The organism is Cupriavidus sp. CuC1, assembly GCF_044627735.1.
Lineage (GTDB): Bacteria > Pseudomonadota > Gammaproteobacteria > Burkholderiales > Burkholderiaceae > Cupriavidus > Cupriavidus ulmosensis.
Window position 1 is genome coordinate 1 of sequence record NZ_JBIUHC010000200.1, and the last position, 16,171, is coordinate 16,171.

General features: G+C 56.6%; 13 protein-coding genes and 1 pseudogene. 12 read left to right on the forward strand and 2 right to left on the reverse strand.

From position 1 onward, the window contains the following. Positions 1 to 71 precede the first annotated feature (71 nt). On the reverse strand, positions 72 to 167 hold the full coding sequence (locus ACGLHR_RS45495; RefSeq protein ID WP_400102389.1) for an H-NS family nucleoid-associated regulatory protein: 96 nt from the start codon (positions 165 to 167) through the stop codon (positions 72 to 74). Between the two features lie 1,393 nt (positions 168 to 1,560). Continuing rightward, positions 1,561 to 3,141 (reverse strand): isocitrate lyase, encoded by a 1,581-nt coding sequence (locus ACGLHR_RS45500; RefSeq protein WP_400102390.1) that lies wholly within the window; start codon positions 3,139 to 3,141, stop codon positions 1,561 to 1,563. 936 nt (positions 3,142 to 4,077) lie between these two features. On the opposite strand from ACGLHR_RS45500, the gene ACGLHR_RS45505 reads away from it, so the two are divergent. The 12 genes and pseudogenes from ACGLHR_RS45505 to ACGLHR_RS45560 form a co-directional block, all read left to right on the forward strand. Next, on the forward strand, positions 4,078 to 4,491 hold the full coding sequence (locus ACGLHR_RS45505; RefSeq protein ID WP_400102391.1) for a hypothetical protein: 414 nt from the start codon (positions 4,078 to 4,080) through the stop codon (positions 4,489 to 4,491). 695 nt (positions 4,492 to 5,186) lie between these two features. Further along, a pseudogene (locus ACGLHR_RS45510) lies at positions 5,187 to 5,354 on the forward strand (MFS transporter); the annotation flags it as partial. 78 nt (positions 5,355 to 5,432) lie between these two features. After that, on the forward strand, positions 5,433 to 6,272 hold the full coding sequence (locus ACGLHR_RS45515; RefSeq protein ID WP_400102392.1) for an alpha/beta fold hydrolase: 840 nt from the start codon (positions 5,433 to 5,435) through the stop codon (positions 6,270 to 6,272). 139 nt (positions 6,273 to 6,411) lie between these two features. Further along, entirely contained in the window at positions 6,412 to 7,902 is a 1,491-nt protein-coding gene (locus ACGLHR_RS45520) for a CoA transferase (RefSeq protein ID WP_400102393.1), read from the forward strand. Positions 7,903 to 8,461: 559 nt separating this feature from the next. Then, a complete protein-coding gene (locus ACGLHR_RS45525; protein WP_400102398.1) occupies positions 8,462 to 9,034 on the forward strand; it encodes a TetR/AcrR family transcriptional regulator in 573 nt (190 codons plus the stop codon). A gap of 323 nt (positions 9,035 to 9,357) precedes the next feature. Then, positions 9,358 to 10,467, forward strand: coding sequence for an alkene reductase (locus tag ACGLHR_RS45530; RefSeq protein WP_400102394.1), 1,110 nt, complete (start codon positions 9,358 to 9,360; stop codon positions 10,465 to 10,467). 68 nt (positions 10,468 to 10,535) lie between these two features. Then, positions 10,536 to 11,198, forward strand: a complete 663-nt coding sequence (locus ACGLHR_RS45535; protein ID WP_318238640.1) for an NAD(P)H-binding protein — start codon at positions 10,536 to 10,538, stop codon at positions 11,196 to 11,198. Between the two features lie 239 nt (positions 11,199 to 11,437). Continuing rightward, entirely contained in the window at positions 11,438 to 12,055 is a 618-nt protein-coding gene (locus ACGLHR_RS45540) for a TetR family transcriptional regulator C-terminal domain-containing protein (RefSeq protein ID WP_400102395.1), read from the forward strand. Between the two features lie 22 nt (positions 12,056 to 12,077). Further along, positions 12,078 to 13,133 (forward strand): LysR family transcriptional regulator, encoded by a 1,056-nt coding sequence (locus ACGLHR_RS45545; RefSeq protein ID WP_318238637.1) that lies wholly within the window; start codon positions 12,078 to 12,080, stop codon positions 13,131 to 13,133. Between the two features lie 497 nt (positions 13,134 to 13,630). Continuing rightward, positions 13,631 to 15,034, forward strand: coding sequence for an NAD-dependent succinate-semialdehyde dehydrogenase (locus tag ACGLHR_RS45550; RefSeq protein WP_400102396.1), 1,404 nt, complete (start codon positions 13,631 to 13,633; stop codon positions 15,032 to 15,034). A 178-nt stretch (positions 15,035 to 15,212) separates the two neighbouring features. Continuing rightward, entirely contained in the window at positions 15,213 to 15,644 is a 432-nt protein-coding gene (locus ACGLHR_RS45555) for a tautomerase family protein (RefSeq protein WP_318238701.1), read from the forward strand. A 257-nt stretch (positions 15,645 to 15,901) separates the two neighbouring features. Next, a partial coding sequence (locus tag ACGLHR_RS45560; RefSeq protein WP_400102397.1) for a CoA-transferase occupies positions 15,902 to 16,171 on the forward strand: 270 nt, incomplete at its 3' end.

The following is a 16,171-nucleotide window of genomic DNA, read 5'->3' on the forward strand; positions in this document are numbered from 1 at the left end:
CGCCGTTTGCGTGCCTTCAACGCAGACTACTATGTGGTGTCAATAATGCAAGGAACTTCTGACGCAGGACACTAGAAACCTGTCACTTGATAGCGGCTTTCATTGCCGCGAAGCCACCCTGGGCGTCTGCCACGACCCGACCAAGTCTTTCCCGTATGCGGGTCCATGAAGAACTTGTGGCTTTTGCTGAGAATAGCCCGTTGATTAGGCGTGTTCGTTCGTAGCCATAACCGCGACCTTTGTAAAATCCACAGAAGTGGATTTTTTCAACCGGCTCGAGCAGAGAGTACAGCTCCTCAAAGATTCGTGTATGAAGCGCATATACGGCGTTCGCGAATCCTGTGGTCTTCGCTACGATATCGTCGATTCGCCTCCCGCCGTTGCTACCCATGTAAGAGACGACCTGCGTTTGCATATCTAGGTGACACGTGCCCAACGAGCCATGCGTAAATGCAGTTCTGAGCTCGCGCAGCTCGGGAAACCAATTCTCGTACGCAGTTGCAAGCGCGTCTCGAATACTCTCCGGCAACCCTGCATCGTATGATCCGTCTTTAGCGCGAGCAAACAGTCTCTCAGTCGACTTCTTTTGCAGGCTGAGCTTGCCGTCGTATAGCCAGTAGAGCGAGTCACGAACGCCGTCGAGCACTGAGTAGAGTTCGCAGATTAGGGTTTCGAATACGGCAGCCACTTCCTGCGATCGAGCTCCCGGCGTATAACCGTTCGCGTGAAGTTCGGCCACATCCTCGGTCAAGGTTGGCAGCAATCGATTTGCCAACGCCGCCAAGACGTCGTACTTGTGCGTGTGGTCAATGACGGTTTGTATGGCATGTTGTGCCTTTCGTATACCATCCGCATCCGTTGTGAACGGACGCCCGAGGAAATGTTTGAACTTGCCCGCTGCGGTCCAGTGCTCTGGGGCGAAGGCTAAGAGAAGTCTGTCGTGGCCGGCGATTTGCATTTTGATTTTCGACTGCGTCGCGCAAGGACACCCGAGGGGGCGGCACATGGTGTTCACATTGCCACGAAGCTAGGTTGCCTCTTCCATGTCTCGGAAACGCGGCACCCGTCAACGCCCTTGCTCCCGCAAATGTGCCCTCCAACGACGCGGAGGGCGGTCCATATGTAGTCGACGTTCTCTCGGCCCGGGGGTGGGGTGGCGCAAACCGACCCTCTCCAGACCCTTGGCCGAGTTTTGCGAACGTCTCTACCCAATTCAAAAGTGGCGGCTCCGGATTGCTCGAAGCGGAGCAAACGGCTGGGGTCGAACACTTGTTGGTACCGGCCATGTTCACCAAGAATAATCCTGCCGCGGACATTTTCGTGCGGATGCATCGGCACCGCTAGGTCGTTCCCGACGCGAACCGGCGTCACGCAAAGCATCGTCATCGAATCGCCGTCTGCGAATCCGCCGCTCGTCGTTCTCTACCGAGCCTCACGTAAAGCTTCTGGATGTATGCGCACTAGAAAACGTTCGATGAGGACCCCCGCGAGCTATGTCTCCGGATAAAAAAACGCCAACCCGTTTTGGGTTGGCGCTATGTTTGAGGCGTACTACTGGTATCAGAACTGGTTCATGGTGTTGTCTTTACCTGCCGCTTTCAGGGCTGCTTCGCCGCTGAAATACTCCTTGTGGTCGTCGCCGATGTCCGAGCCGGACATGTTCTGGTGCTTGACGCAGGCGATGCCCTGACGGATTTCCTTGCGCTGCACGCCAGCCACATAACCCAGCATGCCCTGGTCGCCGAAGTACTCCTTGGCCAGGTTGTCGGTCGACAGTGCGGCGGTGTGGTAGGTCGGCAGCGTAATCAGATGGTGGAAGATACCTGCTTCGCGCGACGCGTCGGCCTGGAAGGTCCGGATCTTTTCGTCGGCGAGCTTCGCCAGTTCGGTCTGATCGTATTCCACGCTCATCAGTTGGGTGCGCTCGTATGCCGACACATCCTTGCCCGCGGCCTTCATCGCGTCATACACCTGCTGGCGGAAATTCAGGGTCCAGTTGAACGATGGGCTGTTGTTGTACACCAGCTTGGCGTTCGGGATGACTTTGCGAATCTCGCTGACCATGCCGCCGATCTGGGCGATATGCGGCTTTTCGGTCTCGATCCACAGCAGGTCGGCGCCGTTTTGCAGTGCGGTGACGCAATCCAGTACGCAGCGCGCTTCGCCCGTGCCGGCGCGGAACTGGAACAGGTTGCTAGGCAGGCGCTTAGGGCGCAGCAGCTTGCCGTCGCGCTTGATGATGACGTCACCATTGCCCAGTTCGTCGGCCGACAATTCCTCGCAATCGAGGAAGGAATTGTATTGATCGCCCAGGTCACCCGTCGTGTTGGTCACGGCGATCTGCTTGGTCAGGCCAGCTCCCAGCGAGTCGGTACGGGCCACGATGATGCCGTCGTCCACGCCCAGTTCCAGGAAGGCGTAGCGGATGGCGCGGATCTTGGCCAGGAAGTCCTCGTGCGGCACGGTGACCTTGCCATCCTGGTGGCCGCACTGCTTCTCGTCGGACACCTGGTTTTCGATCTGAATGCAGCATGCGCCCGCTTCGATGAACTGCTTGGCCAGCAGGTACGTTGCTTCGGCGTTGCCGAAACCCGCGTCGATGTCCGCGATGATGGGCACAACGTGGGTGACGTGGTTGTCGATTTTTTCCTGGATGGCGGCCTTGGCAGGTCCTTGGGCAGCATCCAGTTCGCGGAACAGGCCACCCAGTTCACGGGCGTCGGCCTGGCGCAGGAAGGTGTACAGCTCGCGGATCAGCGCGCTGACGGAGGTTTTTTCGTGCATCGACTGGTCCGGCAGCGGACCGAACTCGGAGCGCAGCGCGGCCACCATCCAGCCGGACAGGTAAAGGTAGCGGCGCTCGGTGCTGTTGAAGTGCTTCTTGATGGAGATCATTTTCTGCTGGCCGATGAAGCCGTGCCAGCAACCCAGCGACTGGGTGTACTTGGACGAGTCGGCATCGTAGGCGGCCATGTCGGCGCGCATGATCTTGGCGGTGTACTTGGCGATGTCCAGGCCCGTTTTGAACTTGTTCTGGGCACGCATGCGGGCGGCATACTCGGGGTTGATGGCATTCCATGCGCTGCCGTGGTTCTCTTTCAAACCAGCAACTGCCTTGATGTCGTCTTGATACTGGGCCATACGAAATTCCTAAGCGCGTTTGAAGAAAGGGTTGTGCCGCTACGGATGTCGAAGCAAGCAGCGTGGAATCATTGTATGGCGCTTCTGGCGCATCACGGCGAAGTCTTATATAAGACATAAGAGTTGGTTTGTCCTTATTTTTCAATGAGATAGGCGTTGAATTTCGTGATGTGGAACGCATTTTCGAGAAACGAAAACAAAACACTGCGGAAACTCGGAGTGAATTCCGCAATGTGAAAAGCGCTTTCAGTTGTCGGAGATGACGGCAAGCACGGATGCTCGAGCAACGAGAGTTGGGGGGATTTTGTAGACGTCTGTCGAACGAACAGTGTCATGAGTCGGCGCAGAAACGTGTGGCTGTCTTCGTGTCCGCTGCGGTCATTCGATCACGAGTGAGGATCGTCGCAAACTGGCGGGCTACAGCCGTCCGATCCGGCGGCCGTTCTCGACCCAATGCAGCCCTTCGAACTCGCCCGCAGACAATGGCAGATCGCAAGCTATAACAGTCGTTTCCTCAACGTGGTTTGTGGGAAGCTAATCGGGCCGCTTCTGCTGCGACGTTGGTGTTACCCGAAGAACCTGCGGGCATCGGCACCCAAATTGCGCGCTGAGCGACGTGCCCTGCCCATCCGATTTGGGAAACTGACTTTGACGGCGCCACGTTAACTAACGATGAACGCTGCGTCCTGTCCCAATGGGATTGTCAGGCTGCCGGGTCAAATCCAGAATGAGCCAACGATGCAAGGATGGTGAAGAGATTCAGGAGACCCGATGAGCACTCGGCATTTGGTATGCGCTGGTTATGCAGCACGCTCCGGCACTATCTGAACCCATTTTCCGTATCCCACCACGCGCTCATCAAGCTTGAAGCCGCTGGAGCGAGACGGGCTTTTGAAAGACCAGACGGGGGCACACCCCAACCAGGAGGCACATCGCATGCACCCACTTCGTCAGCTCAGGGAATCGAGCGTTCCCACGTATGAGGCGATGGCCGCTATCCTCGCGGAGGACGTCGTCTTCAACAGCCCGCTGCTTGTACGCCCTATTGTCGGGCGCGACACAGTCGCCCGAACTTTGGTCCAATCCAGCACGACCCGGGGAAGTCCAGGCGAGTACGTCCTTGAGTGCAAGATTGACGCCAACACCACACTGCTGCGCTGGAAAGGCACGATTGACGGTCATTCACTGGAGAGCCTGGAGTTGCTGGTGGACGACGCTAACGGCCTCTTGGTCGAGCGGACCATCGCATTTCGCCCCTACCCCGCCTTACGGATCTTTCGGGACAGGATGAAGGCAAGCCTCGGCGATAGCTTGGGCGCCGGCATGTGGGACTACGAGCCCGAGGCCTGAGCTCCGATTGAGCAGAGGCGTCGGCGCGGCCATGGCGCCGTCACCATAAGGGCAGGCGCCGACCACGCGTACGAACCCGTTCACGCCTCGCTAGCCCCCGGCCAGCGGGCCGTCAATCTTATTCAGCCCCCAAGCGCTACCGTGAGCGTGCGCGCCCGGCGCCGGGGCCGGGGAATTACAGTGGGATTTGGCCGAGCGAGAGCGCCCCGCCAAAGCAACTGTATCGTGTTCCGCCTCTGAGAACCCTAACCGCGCCAAGCGCTGATGGCGACGCGTGGACTAGCGCGCGATGTGACCGAGATGATGGTCAGGGAAAGTTTCCAGCGCGAGACGGTCGTGTTCGACAAAAATAGGGACGCGCGCATCGTCGCAGGCGTCGACGACTGAGACGTACCCGCACGGCGCTAAGGCGGCCCGCGCTGTATGGCAGCGCGGGCGTCCGTAACCGCCGCCTGTTCTTTGCTACGTTGACCAGAGAATTCCGGCTCTCTATCTGACCTCAGATTTGAGGAGATTCACGCAAACACGAAGACGGTGACGGCCAGGGAATCCCGTCCTACATCGCTGGTTCAAGCCCCTAGCTTACTTGGGGTGGCCGAAATGGCCAGCCTTGTTCATCGACCGCGGCGCCAACGAAAAAGGTAGCACGGCATAAAACGACTTCTGCTGGCAAGCAGAGGCATTCGGAGATAAACATGATCCCCATGAATCAACACCGCTGCGCCGCGGTGGAGGACGCACTTTACAGGAAGGTCACTCTACGCGTGATTCCCTTCCTTTTTGTTGCCTACGTTTTTTCCTTCATTGATCGTATCAATATTGGTTTTGTGCAGTTGCAGATGAAGAGCGATCTCGGTTTCACCTAGACAAGGAGATTCAGCTCATCTCGCACACATACTGTACGCAACCTCCTTTCCAACTCCAATTGTAGGAACGCAAAAATGAACATTGAAAATCACTTCACGGCGAAGACTCAATATGTAGAGAGCAACGGGATTCGCTACGCCTATCGGCGCTTCGGATCCGACAAGGGTACACCCCTACTCTTGCTGCAACATTTCCGGGGTGGAATGGACAACTGGGACCCGTTGGTAACAGACGGCCTTGCGCAAGGAAGACCACTGATCCTCTTTAATAATACTGGCGTCGCAAGTACCAGCGGAGAGACGCCAGATACGATTGATGCAATGGCCGATCACGTTGCCGTATTTGTCAAAGCTCTGGAATTAACGAAAGTGGACGTTCTGGGATTTTCACTCGGCGGTTATGTTGGGCAAGGCTTTGCCCTGAGACACGCGGACCTGATCAGACGCCTGGTGTTGGTAGGAACAGGTCCTCGGAACGGTGAACCTCCTTCCGATCCTCGCATCAGGGAAGTCGCGGCAAATGCCGTACCCAGCCTGGAGGACTTCCTTTATCTGTTTTTTGCGCCAACAGAGTCTGGCCAGGAAGCCGGCAAAGCCTTCTGGGAGCGTCGCCACCAGCGCAAAGACGCGGACGTCCCCTCGTCGGTTCAGACCATGCAGGCGCAAACGGCAGCAATCACGGAATGGCGCCAGCCTCGCGGAGAACGGTATGCAGAATTGAAGAGGATCATGCATCCGACGCTGATTGTGAACGGTCAAAACGACATCATGGTGCCAACCATCAACTCGTTTACGCTTCAACAGTATATCCCCAACGCCCAACTCATTCTCTACCCGAACTCTGGTCACGGATCACCGTTTCAGTATCCGCAACTCTTTGTCGAGCATACAAAGCTCTTCCTCGACGCTGCGTAGTCGAATGGTCGATGCCGTCAGGGTTTGCTTCTAGCGAACGCGTCACAGGCTAACTTGTCCCCGAGACGGCGACCGATAAAGATTTGCCGATTGAAAACTTTTGATGCGTCACCTTGTAAACATCATGATAGGAAATGACATGACCGCCGCTGAGAATCTAGCGAAGAAGATCCTTTTCAACTATCGGAACCCGCTAAAAGAATGTGGTGTAGATTTGCACCAAAATCTGAAGTCGGTTCTGGATCTTTGCAACGCCTCCATAGATGATATCGGCGGGACGCTCACATTTTCTGGAGCGGACCCGATTGTAAATAGTCGTCTTCCGTTTGGTGCGATGTCTGCAATCAGCTTGGCGGCGAAAGCGATTATGGTTGCCAAAATTTGGAAGGAGCGAACCGGGGAAGGTCAAGATATTCACGTTGATGTCCCGAAAGCTCTGCGGCGGTTCACTCCGTTTTGGGAAAAAAAATGGGAGCTTGTGAATGGCTTTCCCGGAAAATCAGATCCTTACAATCCATTCTTTGCGATGCCTGTTATGCATCAAACGAAGGATAATAAATGGATAATGCCATTAAATATTTATCCTTCGATCAGGCAAAGGGCGATTTCTCTTTTGGGCGGCGGTGGAGATCCGGCCTCAATTGCTAGAGCGATCAAAGAATGGAATGCCGAAGATCTTGAGAATGCGGCCAGTGACGCAGGTGTTGTCATGGCACTCGGCCGCCCGATCGAAGAGGTCGTTAAGCTAGACGCATTTCTAGAATCAGTGGGCTTGATGCCTCTAATAGAGATCGAAAAGGTGGCAGATGGTGACCCTATCCCCTTCAAACCGAACGCAAAGACGCCGTTGGATGGCGTTCGAGCTTTGGGCACATCTCATGTGATCGCCGGGCCTTCAGTTGGCAGGAGCCTCGCATTACACGGTGCCGACGTCTTGAACATCTTTCGTCCGTCAAATGTCGAGTTGGACGTTTTTCAATATACTTCACATGTCGGAGTACGAACTGCCAAAATGGAATTGCAGGAAGATGCCCATCGCAATAGGTTTTATGAGCTTGTTTCGGAAGCCGATATTTATTTCAACAACCATCGACCGGATTGGCGCGAAAGGTTTGGAATATCGAATTCAGATTTAAGGGCACACAATCCCAACATAATCGATGTCGATATCTTCTACGCAGGAGAGGCGGGCCCGTGGTCGAATCGACCGGGGTTTGATGTTTCGGCTGGCTTAGCGTGGGGACTAAACAATATCGAAGGAACAGACGACAGGCCAGAGCACCCTCCCCACGTAGTGATATGTGACTATCCAGCCGGGTGGCTAGCTGCGACGGGTGCCATGGCTGCTCTGTATCGGCGGTCCAAAGAAGGTGGTAGTTATCGCGTCAAGGTTTCCTTGGGTCGGGTTGCGCTGTGGCTTCCAGAAATGGGTGTGTTCGATCGCGATTTTGCGAAATCAATGGCGGGATCAAAGGATGGCCATATTTATCCGGACCCGGAGCAATTTACTGTTAGCACTCCGTTGGGACAGTACACTGGAGTAACGGAAATGGTTGAGATGTCTAAAACGCCTGGCAATTACCAATATCCGCTAACTCCCATGGGGTCTTGGGAGCCAAGCTGGCTGTAACTCGACGGACGCCCTGCCAGTTGCCTTCCCATCAGATATCCACTCGGCCACTGATAATCCTCTTTGATGACTGAGTTGGCAAATGCTCGCAGGACGAGGCCTCTCGTCATTAAAAGTCGACAGCGCGAGCTGTCGTATTGGCGACCGGAGAACAGCAGTATTGCGGCAAGTACCTAAGCGTGTCCCCCGACCGTCTGTTCACTAGGGGACGAGTTCGGCGTTCTGATTCCCACCAGATCTGGTGGGAATCAGAACAATGGAAATCCAGACATCGGGCCGGCGACGCGGCTCGAAGAACTACACCCGTGAATTTCGAGCAACGGTGGTCGCGCAAGGTTTGCTTCTAGCGAGTGCGTCAGAGGCTTGCTATCGCGAGTCCCATTCTTCCGGTGGGGCATGGCCGATGCCATCGCGCATTGCTATGCCTTCGCCCTTGAAGACGCCGTCTGGTGGGACCGTAATCGCAGTGCGTACCACAGGCGCCTCCCTTGCCGGAATTTCTGCTATTGAGCGCCAGTTCCGATACTCGAAGGCAAAGAGAAATTATTGAGTGATTGAGATGAGGGTCACAAGGGAAAAAGCAGCGCAGAACCGGGATGACGTGCTGAACAAGGCATCAGAGTTGTTTCGGGCGCGGGGACCGGATGGCGTGGGCATTGCGGACTTGATGCGCAGCGTCGGGCTGACTCACGGGGGATTTTACGCGGCGTTCGGCTCCAAAGCTGGGCTGATCGCGGAGGCAAGTGTTCGCGCGCTGGAAAAAAACGTTGAGTACTGGGAGCAGTTCAATCCAGCAAGCTTTGCTCAGGAAGTGCCGCGGAGAATGGCTGAGTATCTCGATGCATCGTTCCGTGATGGCCCGGCACATGGTTGCCTTGTTTCCGCACTGGGCCCCGAACTGTCAAGACAAGGTGAGCAGACACGGCATCTTGTCACAGAGGGCGTCAAGCAACTGCTCGATGTGCTCGAACACCGCATGCCCGCGAAGCTGTTTGCGCAGCGACGTGCGCAGGCCATAGCCGCCTATGCTGCGACGGTAGGAGCGCTTGTTCTGGTGCGTCTCGTCGACGACGAGGCGTTAGCGAGTGAAATTCGAGACGCGGTCGCCAATGCAATGCCTTCCCCTCAATAGATGAAGGTGTGTCTCTGAAGGAGCCGAAGGACGCCGCGCTCCAATGAAGACAGGCTCTTAGAAGAGCTGTCGTCGCCCATCATAGTCAAGAACGATTTGATTCATGGTTTCCAGGAGAGTGTGGCTATTGCCGAGTGTCGGCACAATTGCCCTCATACAGGTCGTGTCACGCGCAGCCCGGGCTGGCGTAATTTTTGACTTAACATCTTGAAATACGAGACGACCGGTCGTATTATATTTAGAAGGATCCCGGCAGCCGTCATGGGCGGAAAGCCGGTTGCCTTTCTTTCGCGGCCTGTGATTGCACGCTAAGGATCAGTCATATGTCATTGCCCTCACTTTTTTCGTCAATTCAAGTCGGACGTTATGAGCTCGCTCACCGGGTGGTCATGGCACCGCTAACGCGGATGCGCGCCGGGCAGGGCAACGTGCCCAACGATCTGGCGCCGGCATATTACGGCCAGCGCGCTGCGGGCGGTGGCTTGATCATCGCCGAAGCGACCCAAGTCACGCCCTCTGGCCAGGGCTATACCGCAACACCCGGAATCCACTCCGCCGCGCAGGTGGAAGGCTGGAAGAAGGTAACGGATGCGGTCCATGCAAAGGGAGGGCTCATCTTCCTACAACTCTGGCACACCGGCCGATCGTCCCATTCGAGCTTCCAGCCAAATGGCGAGTTGCCCGTCGCGCCTTCCGCGATCGTCATCGAAGGTCATTCGGCATTGACGCCGGAGTGGAAGAGGGTGCCGTACGAGACGCCGCGCGCGCTTGAACTTGCGGAGATTCCGAAGCTCATCGAGAGCTATCGTGAAGGCGCGAGAAATGCAATGGCCGCAGGATTTGACGGCGTAGAACTGCACGGCGCCAACGGCTACTTGATCGAACAGTTCTTGCACAGCCGGTCCAACCGTCGGACGGATAGCTATGGCGGGTCGATTGAAAACCGGGCGCGGTTGCTCCTTGAGGTAACGGTGGCGCTGATCGAAATTTGGGGCGCCGATCGCGTCGGTGTTCGACTGTCGCCGTTCGGCACGTACAACGATGTCGGTGACGACGATCCGATTGCCCTTTATAGCTATGTCCTCACTCAGCTTGGCGAGCTTGATATTGCCTACGCTCACCTGATCGAAGCACGTGATGGCGCGGGGATGGAAATCGATGCCCCGCAGGCGGTGGACCGGCTCAGGCCCTTCTGGCACAAGACCTTGATCCTTGCGGGAGGCTTCACGGCCGAGTCGGCGGATGACGCGATCCGCTCGGGTCGCGCCGATGCGGTGGCCTTTGGAAGGCAGTTCATTGCCAACCCGGACCTGCCTCACCGGCTTAAGGCGGGTGCTTCGCTGAATGCCTATGACCGCTCGACGTTCTACGGTGGGGGCGCCGCAGGTTACATCGACTATCCAGCGCTGGAGACGGCACGCGCAGCAGAGTGACCGCCGGGCCCGAACTGGGGCCTTGGCTCGCAAGCCAACAACAATTCCCAATGACCCAGGAGTACCGAATGCATGTAGCTCTACTGGCATCCACAGGCCGTGCAGGCCGAACCATCCTCGATGAGCTCGTTCGCCGCGGCCATCATGTCACGGCAGTGGCGCGTAACCTGGACAAGCTTCCTGGGGGTCTTCCCGAAACCGTCACGGCGGTGCAGGACGACCTGACGAGCGTCGACCGCATCGCGGAAATTATTCGCGGAGCGGATGCGGTGGTGAGCGCCTTTGGTCCATCGAGCAGTGATCCGCGCTATTCGACGGATGTTAGCTATACGGATCAATTGGTCAGTGTTACCGAGCGACTGATTGCCGCGGTTCGCGAGGCCGATGCACCTCGCCTGATTGTGGTGGGAGGAGCCGGATCCCTTGAGTTCTCTCCCGGCGTGACTGTACTTAAGTCTGGCTATTGGCCGGAGCCTTACGTCAACATCGCCACTTCTCACATGAAGGCCTTTGCCGCGCTGCGGGCATCCGACATCAACTGGACATACTTCAGCCCGCCCATGTTGATCACCCCTGGTGTGCGAACCGGTCAGTTCCGCCTGGGGGGCGACAGCCTTATCAAGGATGCGGAGGGGAAAAGCCGGATCTCGTTCGAAGACTATGCGGTCGCGCTGGTCGACGAACTCGAAAAGCCAGCACACGAGCGTGCCCGCTTCACCGCCGGCTACTAACAGCGTTCTGGTACTGGCGAATCCGATGGCTGCCGCAGCCTAGCCGGCCGCTCGCTCGGCCGCCAGTCCACCACGAGTGCAACGATCGGCAGGGACTCACCTGCCGGCATTTCAACAGGCACACGCAGTGCTTCGCGCAGGGTGTGCGACTGCTTTTACCCCCAATGCCATCGAGGCATTGACAATCTGCCTCCCAGGACTCAATATAAGACGACCGGTCATAAATATAAGAGCGGAACATGGTATTGGAAACGAAGGGGGCCCGCCGAGGCCCGAAACCAAAGCCGCACACGCGGGACAGTCTGATCCGCGCAGGCGTGCAGATGCTGCATGACAGCGGCTACACAGCCACTGGCATCAAGGACGTCGTCGACGCGGCGGAGGTGCCAAAGGGTTCCTTCTACAACCATTTCGAGAGCAAGGAATCGTTTGGGGCCGAAATCGTTGACTTCTACTTCGAGAGTGGCTTCGTAGAACTACGCGCGCTGCTATGCAATCCGGACCTGGGCCCGATTGAGCGGCTGCGCGCCTATTTTGAAGAGCGAATTCGCGGCTATGAATCGGCTGGCTATATGCGCGGATGCATGCTCGGCAACCTTAGCTTGGAAGTCGCTGACCACAGCGCACTAATTCGTGAGCGACTGGACGTCCATTTCAAGACCTGGAGCGGCCTCATTGAAGACTGCATCGCTGAGGCGCAGCAGCGGGGCGACATCAGCAATCGGATGCGTGCGTCCATGCTTGCCCAGTTCTTGTTGAATAGCTGGGAAGGTGCACTGTTGCGGATGCGCGTGGAGAAAAGCGATGGCCCATTGAGGGACTTCGTGAAGGTCATATTCGAATCGGTTCTCGTATAAGCCGCTTTGCAAGGATGGAAGGATGAATCCGCCGGACCTGTCAGGCATTGAATTGCTGCGCACGGCAATTGGACAGGATGCGCCTCGTTCATCGATGGCGTCGACGATCCCGATGGCGCGGCTTCAAAGCGAAAGCGCTCGCGGTTCCGCTATTCATCGAGTATCTCGAATGGACCTGAATCTGATCACGTTGTTTATTGAGATTGTGGAGTGTCACGGCTTGGCTGCCGCAGCGCGCAAACTCAATATGTCGAAGTCAAACATCAGCCAGAGACTCAAGGTTCTCGAGCGTGAAACAGGAGCGCAACTTGTTCGAAGATCGGCACGCAGTTTCGAACTGACCGAAGCGGGGCAGGTGCTCTACGCCAGCGGACGGCGTATGCTGGACGATCTGGATAACGCCCGTGCATCCATCGACATGCTTGGGCACACGCTGACGGGGCGGATTCGCATCAGCGTACCCACCGGCATTGGCAGATTATTTGTCGGATCGAAGCTACGAGAGTTCGCGCGGATTCATCCGGGAATCTCACTAACAATCACCTTCAATAATCGGATCGAAGATCTTATCGCTTCCGAAGTCGACATCGCGCTGCGGATCGCGCGAACACCGCCTTTGGATTACGTCGCGCGTGAAGTTTGTTCTATCGACTGGGTCCTTTGCGCATCCGCGGATTATTTTCAGAGGCGCGGACCGATTAGCCACCCCGCGGACCTCGCGTCGCAGACTTTTATCGGGTTGCCGCCAAGTCAGGAATCCACGATCGAGCTTAGAAATCGAAATGACGATACGGACGCCCAGCTCGTCCATATCCAGCCAACGCTACAATCGGCAGACTACCCATTTATCCTCGATGCTGTACTGGAAGGCATGGGCATCGGTATTCTGCCAACATATGCAATGCGCGGACCGACCGCCCAAAATCTGCAGCAAGTACTTCCGCAGTACCGGATCGTCGGGCAGCTAAACAGCCTGTACATTCTCACCCTTCCCAGCCATTTCCCGTCACCCGCAAAACGGGCGCTGATGGAATACCTTGAAAAAGAATTGAGGGAATACGCTGAGAGCTGGAAATAAGCGCATCAAGTTGCGCCGGTCCTCTAACCCCTCTAACCACCTCTAACCCGGCAATTCGACGCCTCCCCGCATCTTGTTGCGCCGTAGCTGTCAACAAGGCGTCACAACGATCGCGCGACCGCAGAGGCGCCGCGACGCAATCGCCACTCAGGACCACTGGTTCAGTCTGACCACACTGCTTGCCACCGGTGCGTCCGCTTCCAAAAGGTCGCCTGAGCACACGTCATGGTTACGCCGAAAGCGGCCGCTCGCGTCACACCAGACCACGCCACGTGCGCACTGACCGACGCGCCCTGCCCATCCGTGCCTGGAGACTGTGTCGACGGCGTCATGTTAACTAGCAGTGAACGCCGCATCCGTTCCCAATGGGATTGTCAGCCGGCAGGGTCAATTCCAGAATGTGTCAACGATGCATGGATGGCGAGAAATTCAGGGGCTCGGGCCCTATCTGATCCGATTAACCATCTTTGTTCTGCTGACACACCGAGGACCGCTAGATGGAATACCAGACAATCAACCCGGCGACAGGAAAATTAGTCAAGACGTTCGAAAGCGCGAATGACCACGAGATCGCGGACATTATTGCGACGGCTCAAAGTGCTTTTGAACTGGATTGGCGGCATCGGTCCGTTGCGGATCGTGCGCGGGTTATCGCGAAGGCGGCATCCATCCTGCGAGACAAGGCGGAAGAATATGCGCAGATTATCACGCTGGAGATGGGAAAGAGGATCGCCGAAGCACGCGCCGAAGTGAAGTTATCAGCAAATATCCTCGACTACTACGCGCAGCGCGCACACGAGTTCCTTGAGCCGCAACAAGTGCCGGAGGTGTCCGGCGCCAAAGTCCATGTTTATCCGGTTGGAATCCTGCTGGGAGTCGAACCGTGGAATTACCCGTACTACCAGATCGCCCGCGTTGCCGCTCCGCAGCTCATGGTTGGCAATGTACTCATCTTGAAGCATGCCGAAAACGTGCCGCAATGTGCACTGGCGGTTGCTCGACTGTTTGAAGAAGCGGGTGCGCCCGCGGGGGTCTACACCAGCGTCTTCGCGTCGATTGACCAGGTCGAGAGGATCATCGACGATCCACGCGTGCGCGGAGTAACCCTCACGGGCAGTGAAAGAGCCGGCGCCGCTGTTGCTGAGCGGGCCGGGCGCAATCTGAAAAAGGTCGTACTCGAACTCGGTGGCAACGATGCCATGATCGTCCTGCAGGATGCTCCACTCGAATGGGCCATCGATACCGCGTTAATCGGACGGATGCTGAATTGCGGACAGGTTTGCGTTGGCTCGAAACGCATCATAGTTGTCGGAAAGCAGCGCGGCGAGGAATTCCTCAGCGGTTTCAAAAAGGCCATGACCGCCCTGCAGGCTGGCGACCCTGCGGACGCGAATACGACGCTTGGGCCGATTTCGTCAGCAAAAGCCCTCGATCATCTTCTTGACCAGATCCAGCGCGCAGTTGATTCAGGCGCAGCTATCGAATGTGGCGGCCATCGCATCGATCGGGAAGGGTTCTATATTGAACCCACCATACTTAGCAACATCGACACGAGCGACCCGATCTATCGGGAAGAGCTCTTCGGCCCTATCGCTTCTTTCTTCGTTGTTGCGAATGAAGAAGAAGCCATTCGGCTCGCAAACGATACGCAATATGGCCTCGGAGGCTCCATCCTGACCGCCGATCTTGAGCGCGGCGAGCAGATTGCCGCGCGTATTGACAGCGGCATGGTGTTTGTAAATCGACCGTTTTCGACGATTCCCCAGCTACCGTTTGGCGGTGTCAAGAACTCTGGATTCGGGAGGGAGCTGTCGATGGCCGGTTTCGAGGAATTCGTTAATAAAAAACTGATCACTACGGACCCGGTTGGCACTCTACCATTGAAACCCAAAGGAAGCTGATAGGCAGCCGGATCGCCTTCCCTATGAATGCTGCATTTGCGAAAAGCATGGGTTTAATCCGATAGCCTCTTCCTCGGCTATCGATATCGCCGCCTTACTAATGTCACGTCCTTTTTCGAAAGAGAATCAGACGTTTTGACATGACAAACGCGGCATCTTTAAAGCATGGAGACAAAAAATGCCTTTGTGGAATATCTATCATCCAGTCGGCGCCTACACGGCGGAAGAAAAAAAGGAGATGGCAAATCGCATCGCCGACATCTACATCATTCCTCGCTTCTACGTAGGTGTTCTGTTCCATGAACAGCCGAAAGACTCCTTCTACATGGGAGGCGAGGCGCGAGGCGATTTTGTCAGAATCCGCCTGGACCAATTCGCCAGGCACATCTCCAAGGACGTCGAGTGGACGGCGTCCTGGCTGCGCAAAGCGAATGCCGCGATTGCACCCTTCGTTCAGGATCGGGGCTACCACTTCGAGTTGCATGTCGGCGAAACACCGCGCGAACTGTGGTTGATCGACAGCATTCACCCACCTCGTCCCGACACGGAAGCCGAGAAGAGGTGGAAGCTTGAAAACCGGGCGTCGCCCTATGATCCGAGCGAAGGCTGATCGGACCCGTTTCGCCTGAAACAGTTCGTACGCTGATACTCAACAGCCCGCGGCAACGGCCGAGCCGTCGCCGCGGTCTCTCCCAGCTTTCTGGCTGCTCGCCTCCCTCGAGATCGTCAAAGCGCAAACGTGGTGCGAAGCTTCGCGCCTCGCAGCAGATCTCGCTCCGGGCCTGGTTCAAGACCACTGCAAGGGACGTCGTTGGAGCGCCATTTACCCAAGCGGCCAGACACATCAGTCGCCTTTGGATAGTTCTTATGCTCAACAAGATTCTGGAAACATGCGAAGCCGCGCTAGAGGACGTCAAGGATGGTGCAATCATCATGATCAGCGGCTTCGGGCGAGCAGGCCTTCCCTTGCAACTGATTGACGCGCTGGTTGCGCAGGGTGCGCGCGATCTCACAATCATCAGCAACAACTCTGGAAGCGACGATTCGGGATTCGGTGCATTGATTCGGCAGAAGCGTGTAAGGAAGCTGATTTGTTCGTTTCCGCGGCTCGCCGGAGCAACCCTGTTTGACGCGGCT

What these genes read in the sequence shown, in the direction of transcription:
- ACGLHR_RS45505 (WP_400102391.1), top strand. Translation starts at nt 4,078, where the DNA reads ATGCACCCACTTCGTCAGCTCAGGGAATCGAGCGTTCCCACGTATGAG.
- ACGLHR_RS45530 (WP_400102394.1), top strand. Translation starts at nt 9,358, where the DNA reads ATGTCATTGCCCTCACTTTTTTCGTCAATTCAAGTCGGACGTTATGAG.
- ACGLHR_RS45520 (WP_400102393.1), top strand. Translation starts at nt 6,412, where the DNA reads ATGACCGCCGCTGAGAATCTAGCGAAGAAGATCCTTTTCAACTATCGG.
- ACGLHR_RS45515 (WP_400102392.1), top strand. Translation starts at nt 5,433, where the DNA reads ATGAACATTGAAAATCACTTCACGGCGAAGACTCAATATGTAGAGAGC.
- ACGLHR_RS45495 (WP_400102389.1), bottom strand. Translation starts at nt 167, where the DNA reads ATGGACCCGCATACGGGAAAGACTTGGTCGGGTCGTGGCAGACGCCCA.
- ACGLHR_RS45500 (WP_400102390.1), bottom strand. Translation starts at nt 3,141, where the DNA reads ATGGCCCAGTATCAAGACGACATCAAGGCAGTTGCTGGTTTGAAAGAG.
- ACGLHR_RS45545 (WP_318238637.1), top strand. Translation starts at nt 12,078, where the DNA reads ATGAATCCGCCGGACCTGTCAGGCATTGAATTGCTGCGCACGGCAATT.
- ACGLHR_RS45540 (WP_400102395.1), top strand. Translation starts at nt 11,438, where the DNA reads ATGGTATTGGAAACGAAGGGGGCCCGCCGAGGCCCGAAACCAAAGCCG.
- ACGLHR_RS45555 (WP_318238701.1), top strand. Translation starts at nt 15,213, where the DNA reads ATGCCTTTGTGGAATATCTATCATCCAGTCGGCGCCTACACGGCGGAA.
- ACGLHR_RS45550 (WP_400102396.1), top strand. Translation starts at nt 13,631, where the DNA reads ATGGAATACCAGACAATCAACCCGGCGACAGGAAAATTAGTCAAGACG.
- ACGLHR_RS45525 (WP_400102398.1), top strand. Translation starts at nt 8,462, where the DNA reads ATGAGGGTCACAAGGGAAAAAGCAGCGCAGAACCGGGATGACGTGCTG.
- ACGLHR_RS45535 (WP_318238640.1), top strand. Translation starts at nt 10,536, where the DNA reads ATGCATGTAGCTCTACTGGCATCCACAGGCCGTGCAGGCCGAACCATC.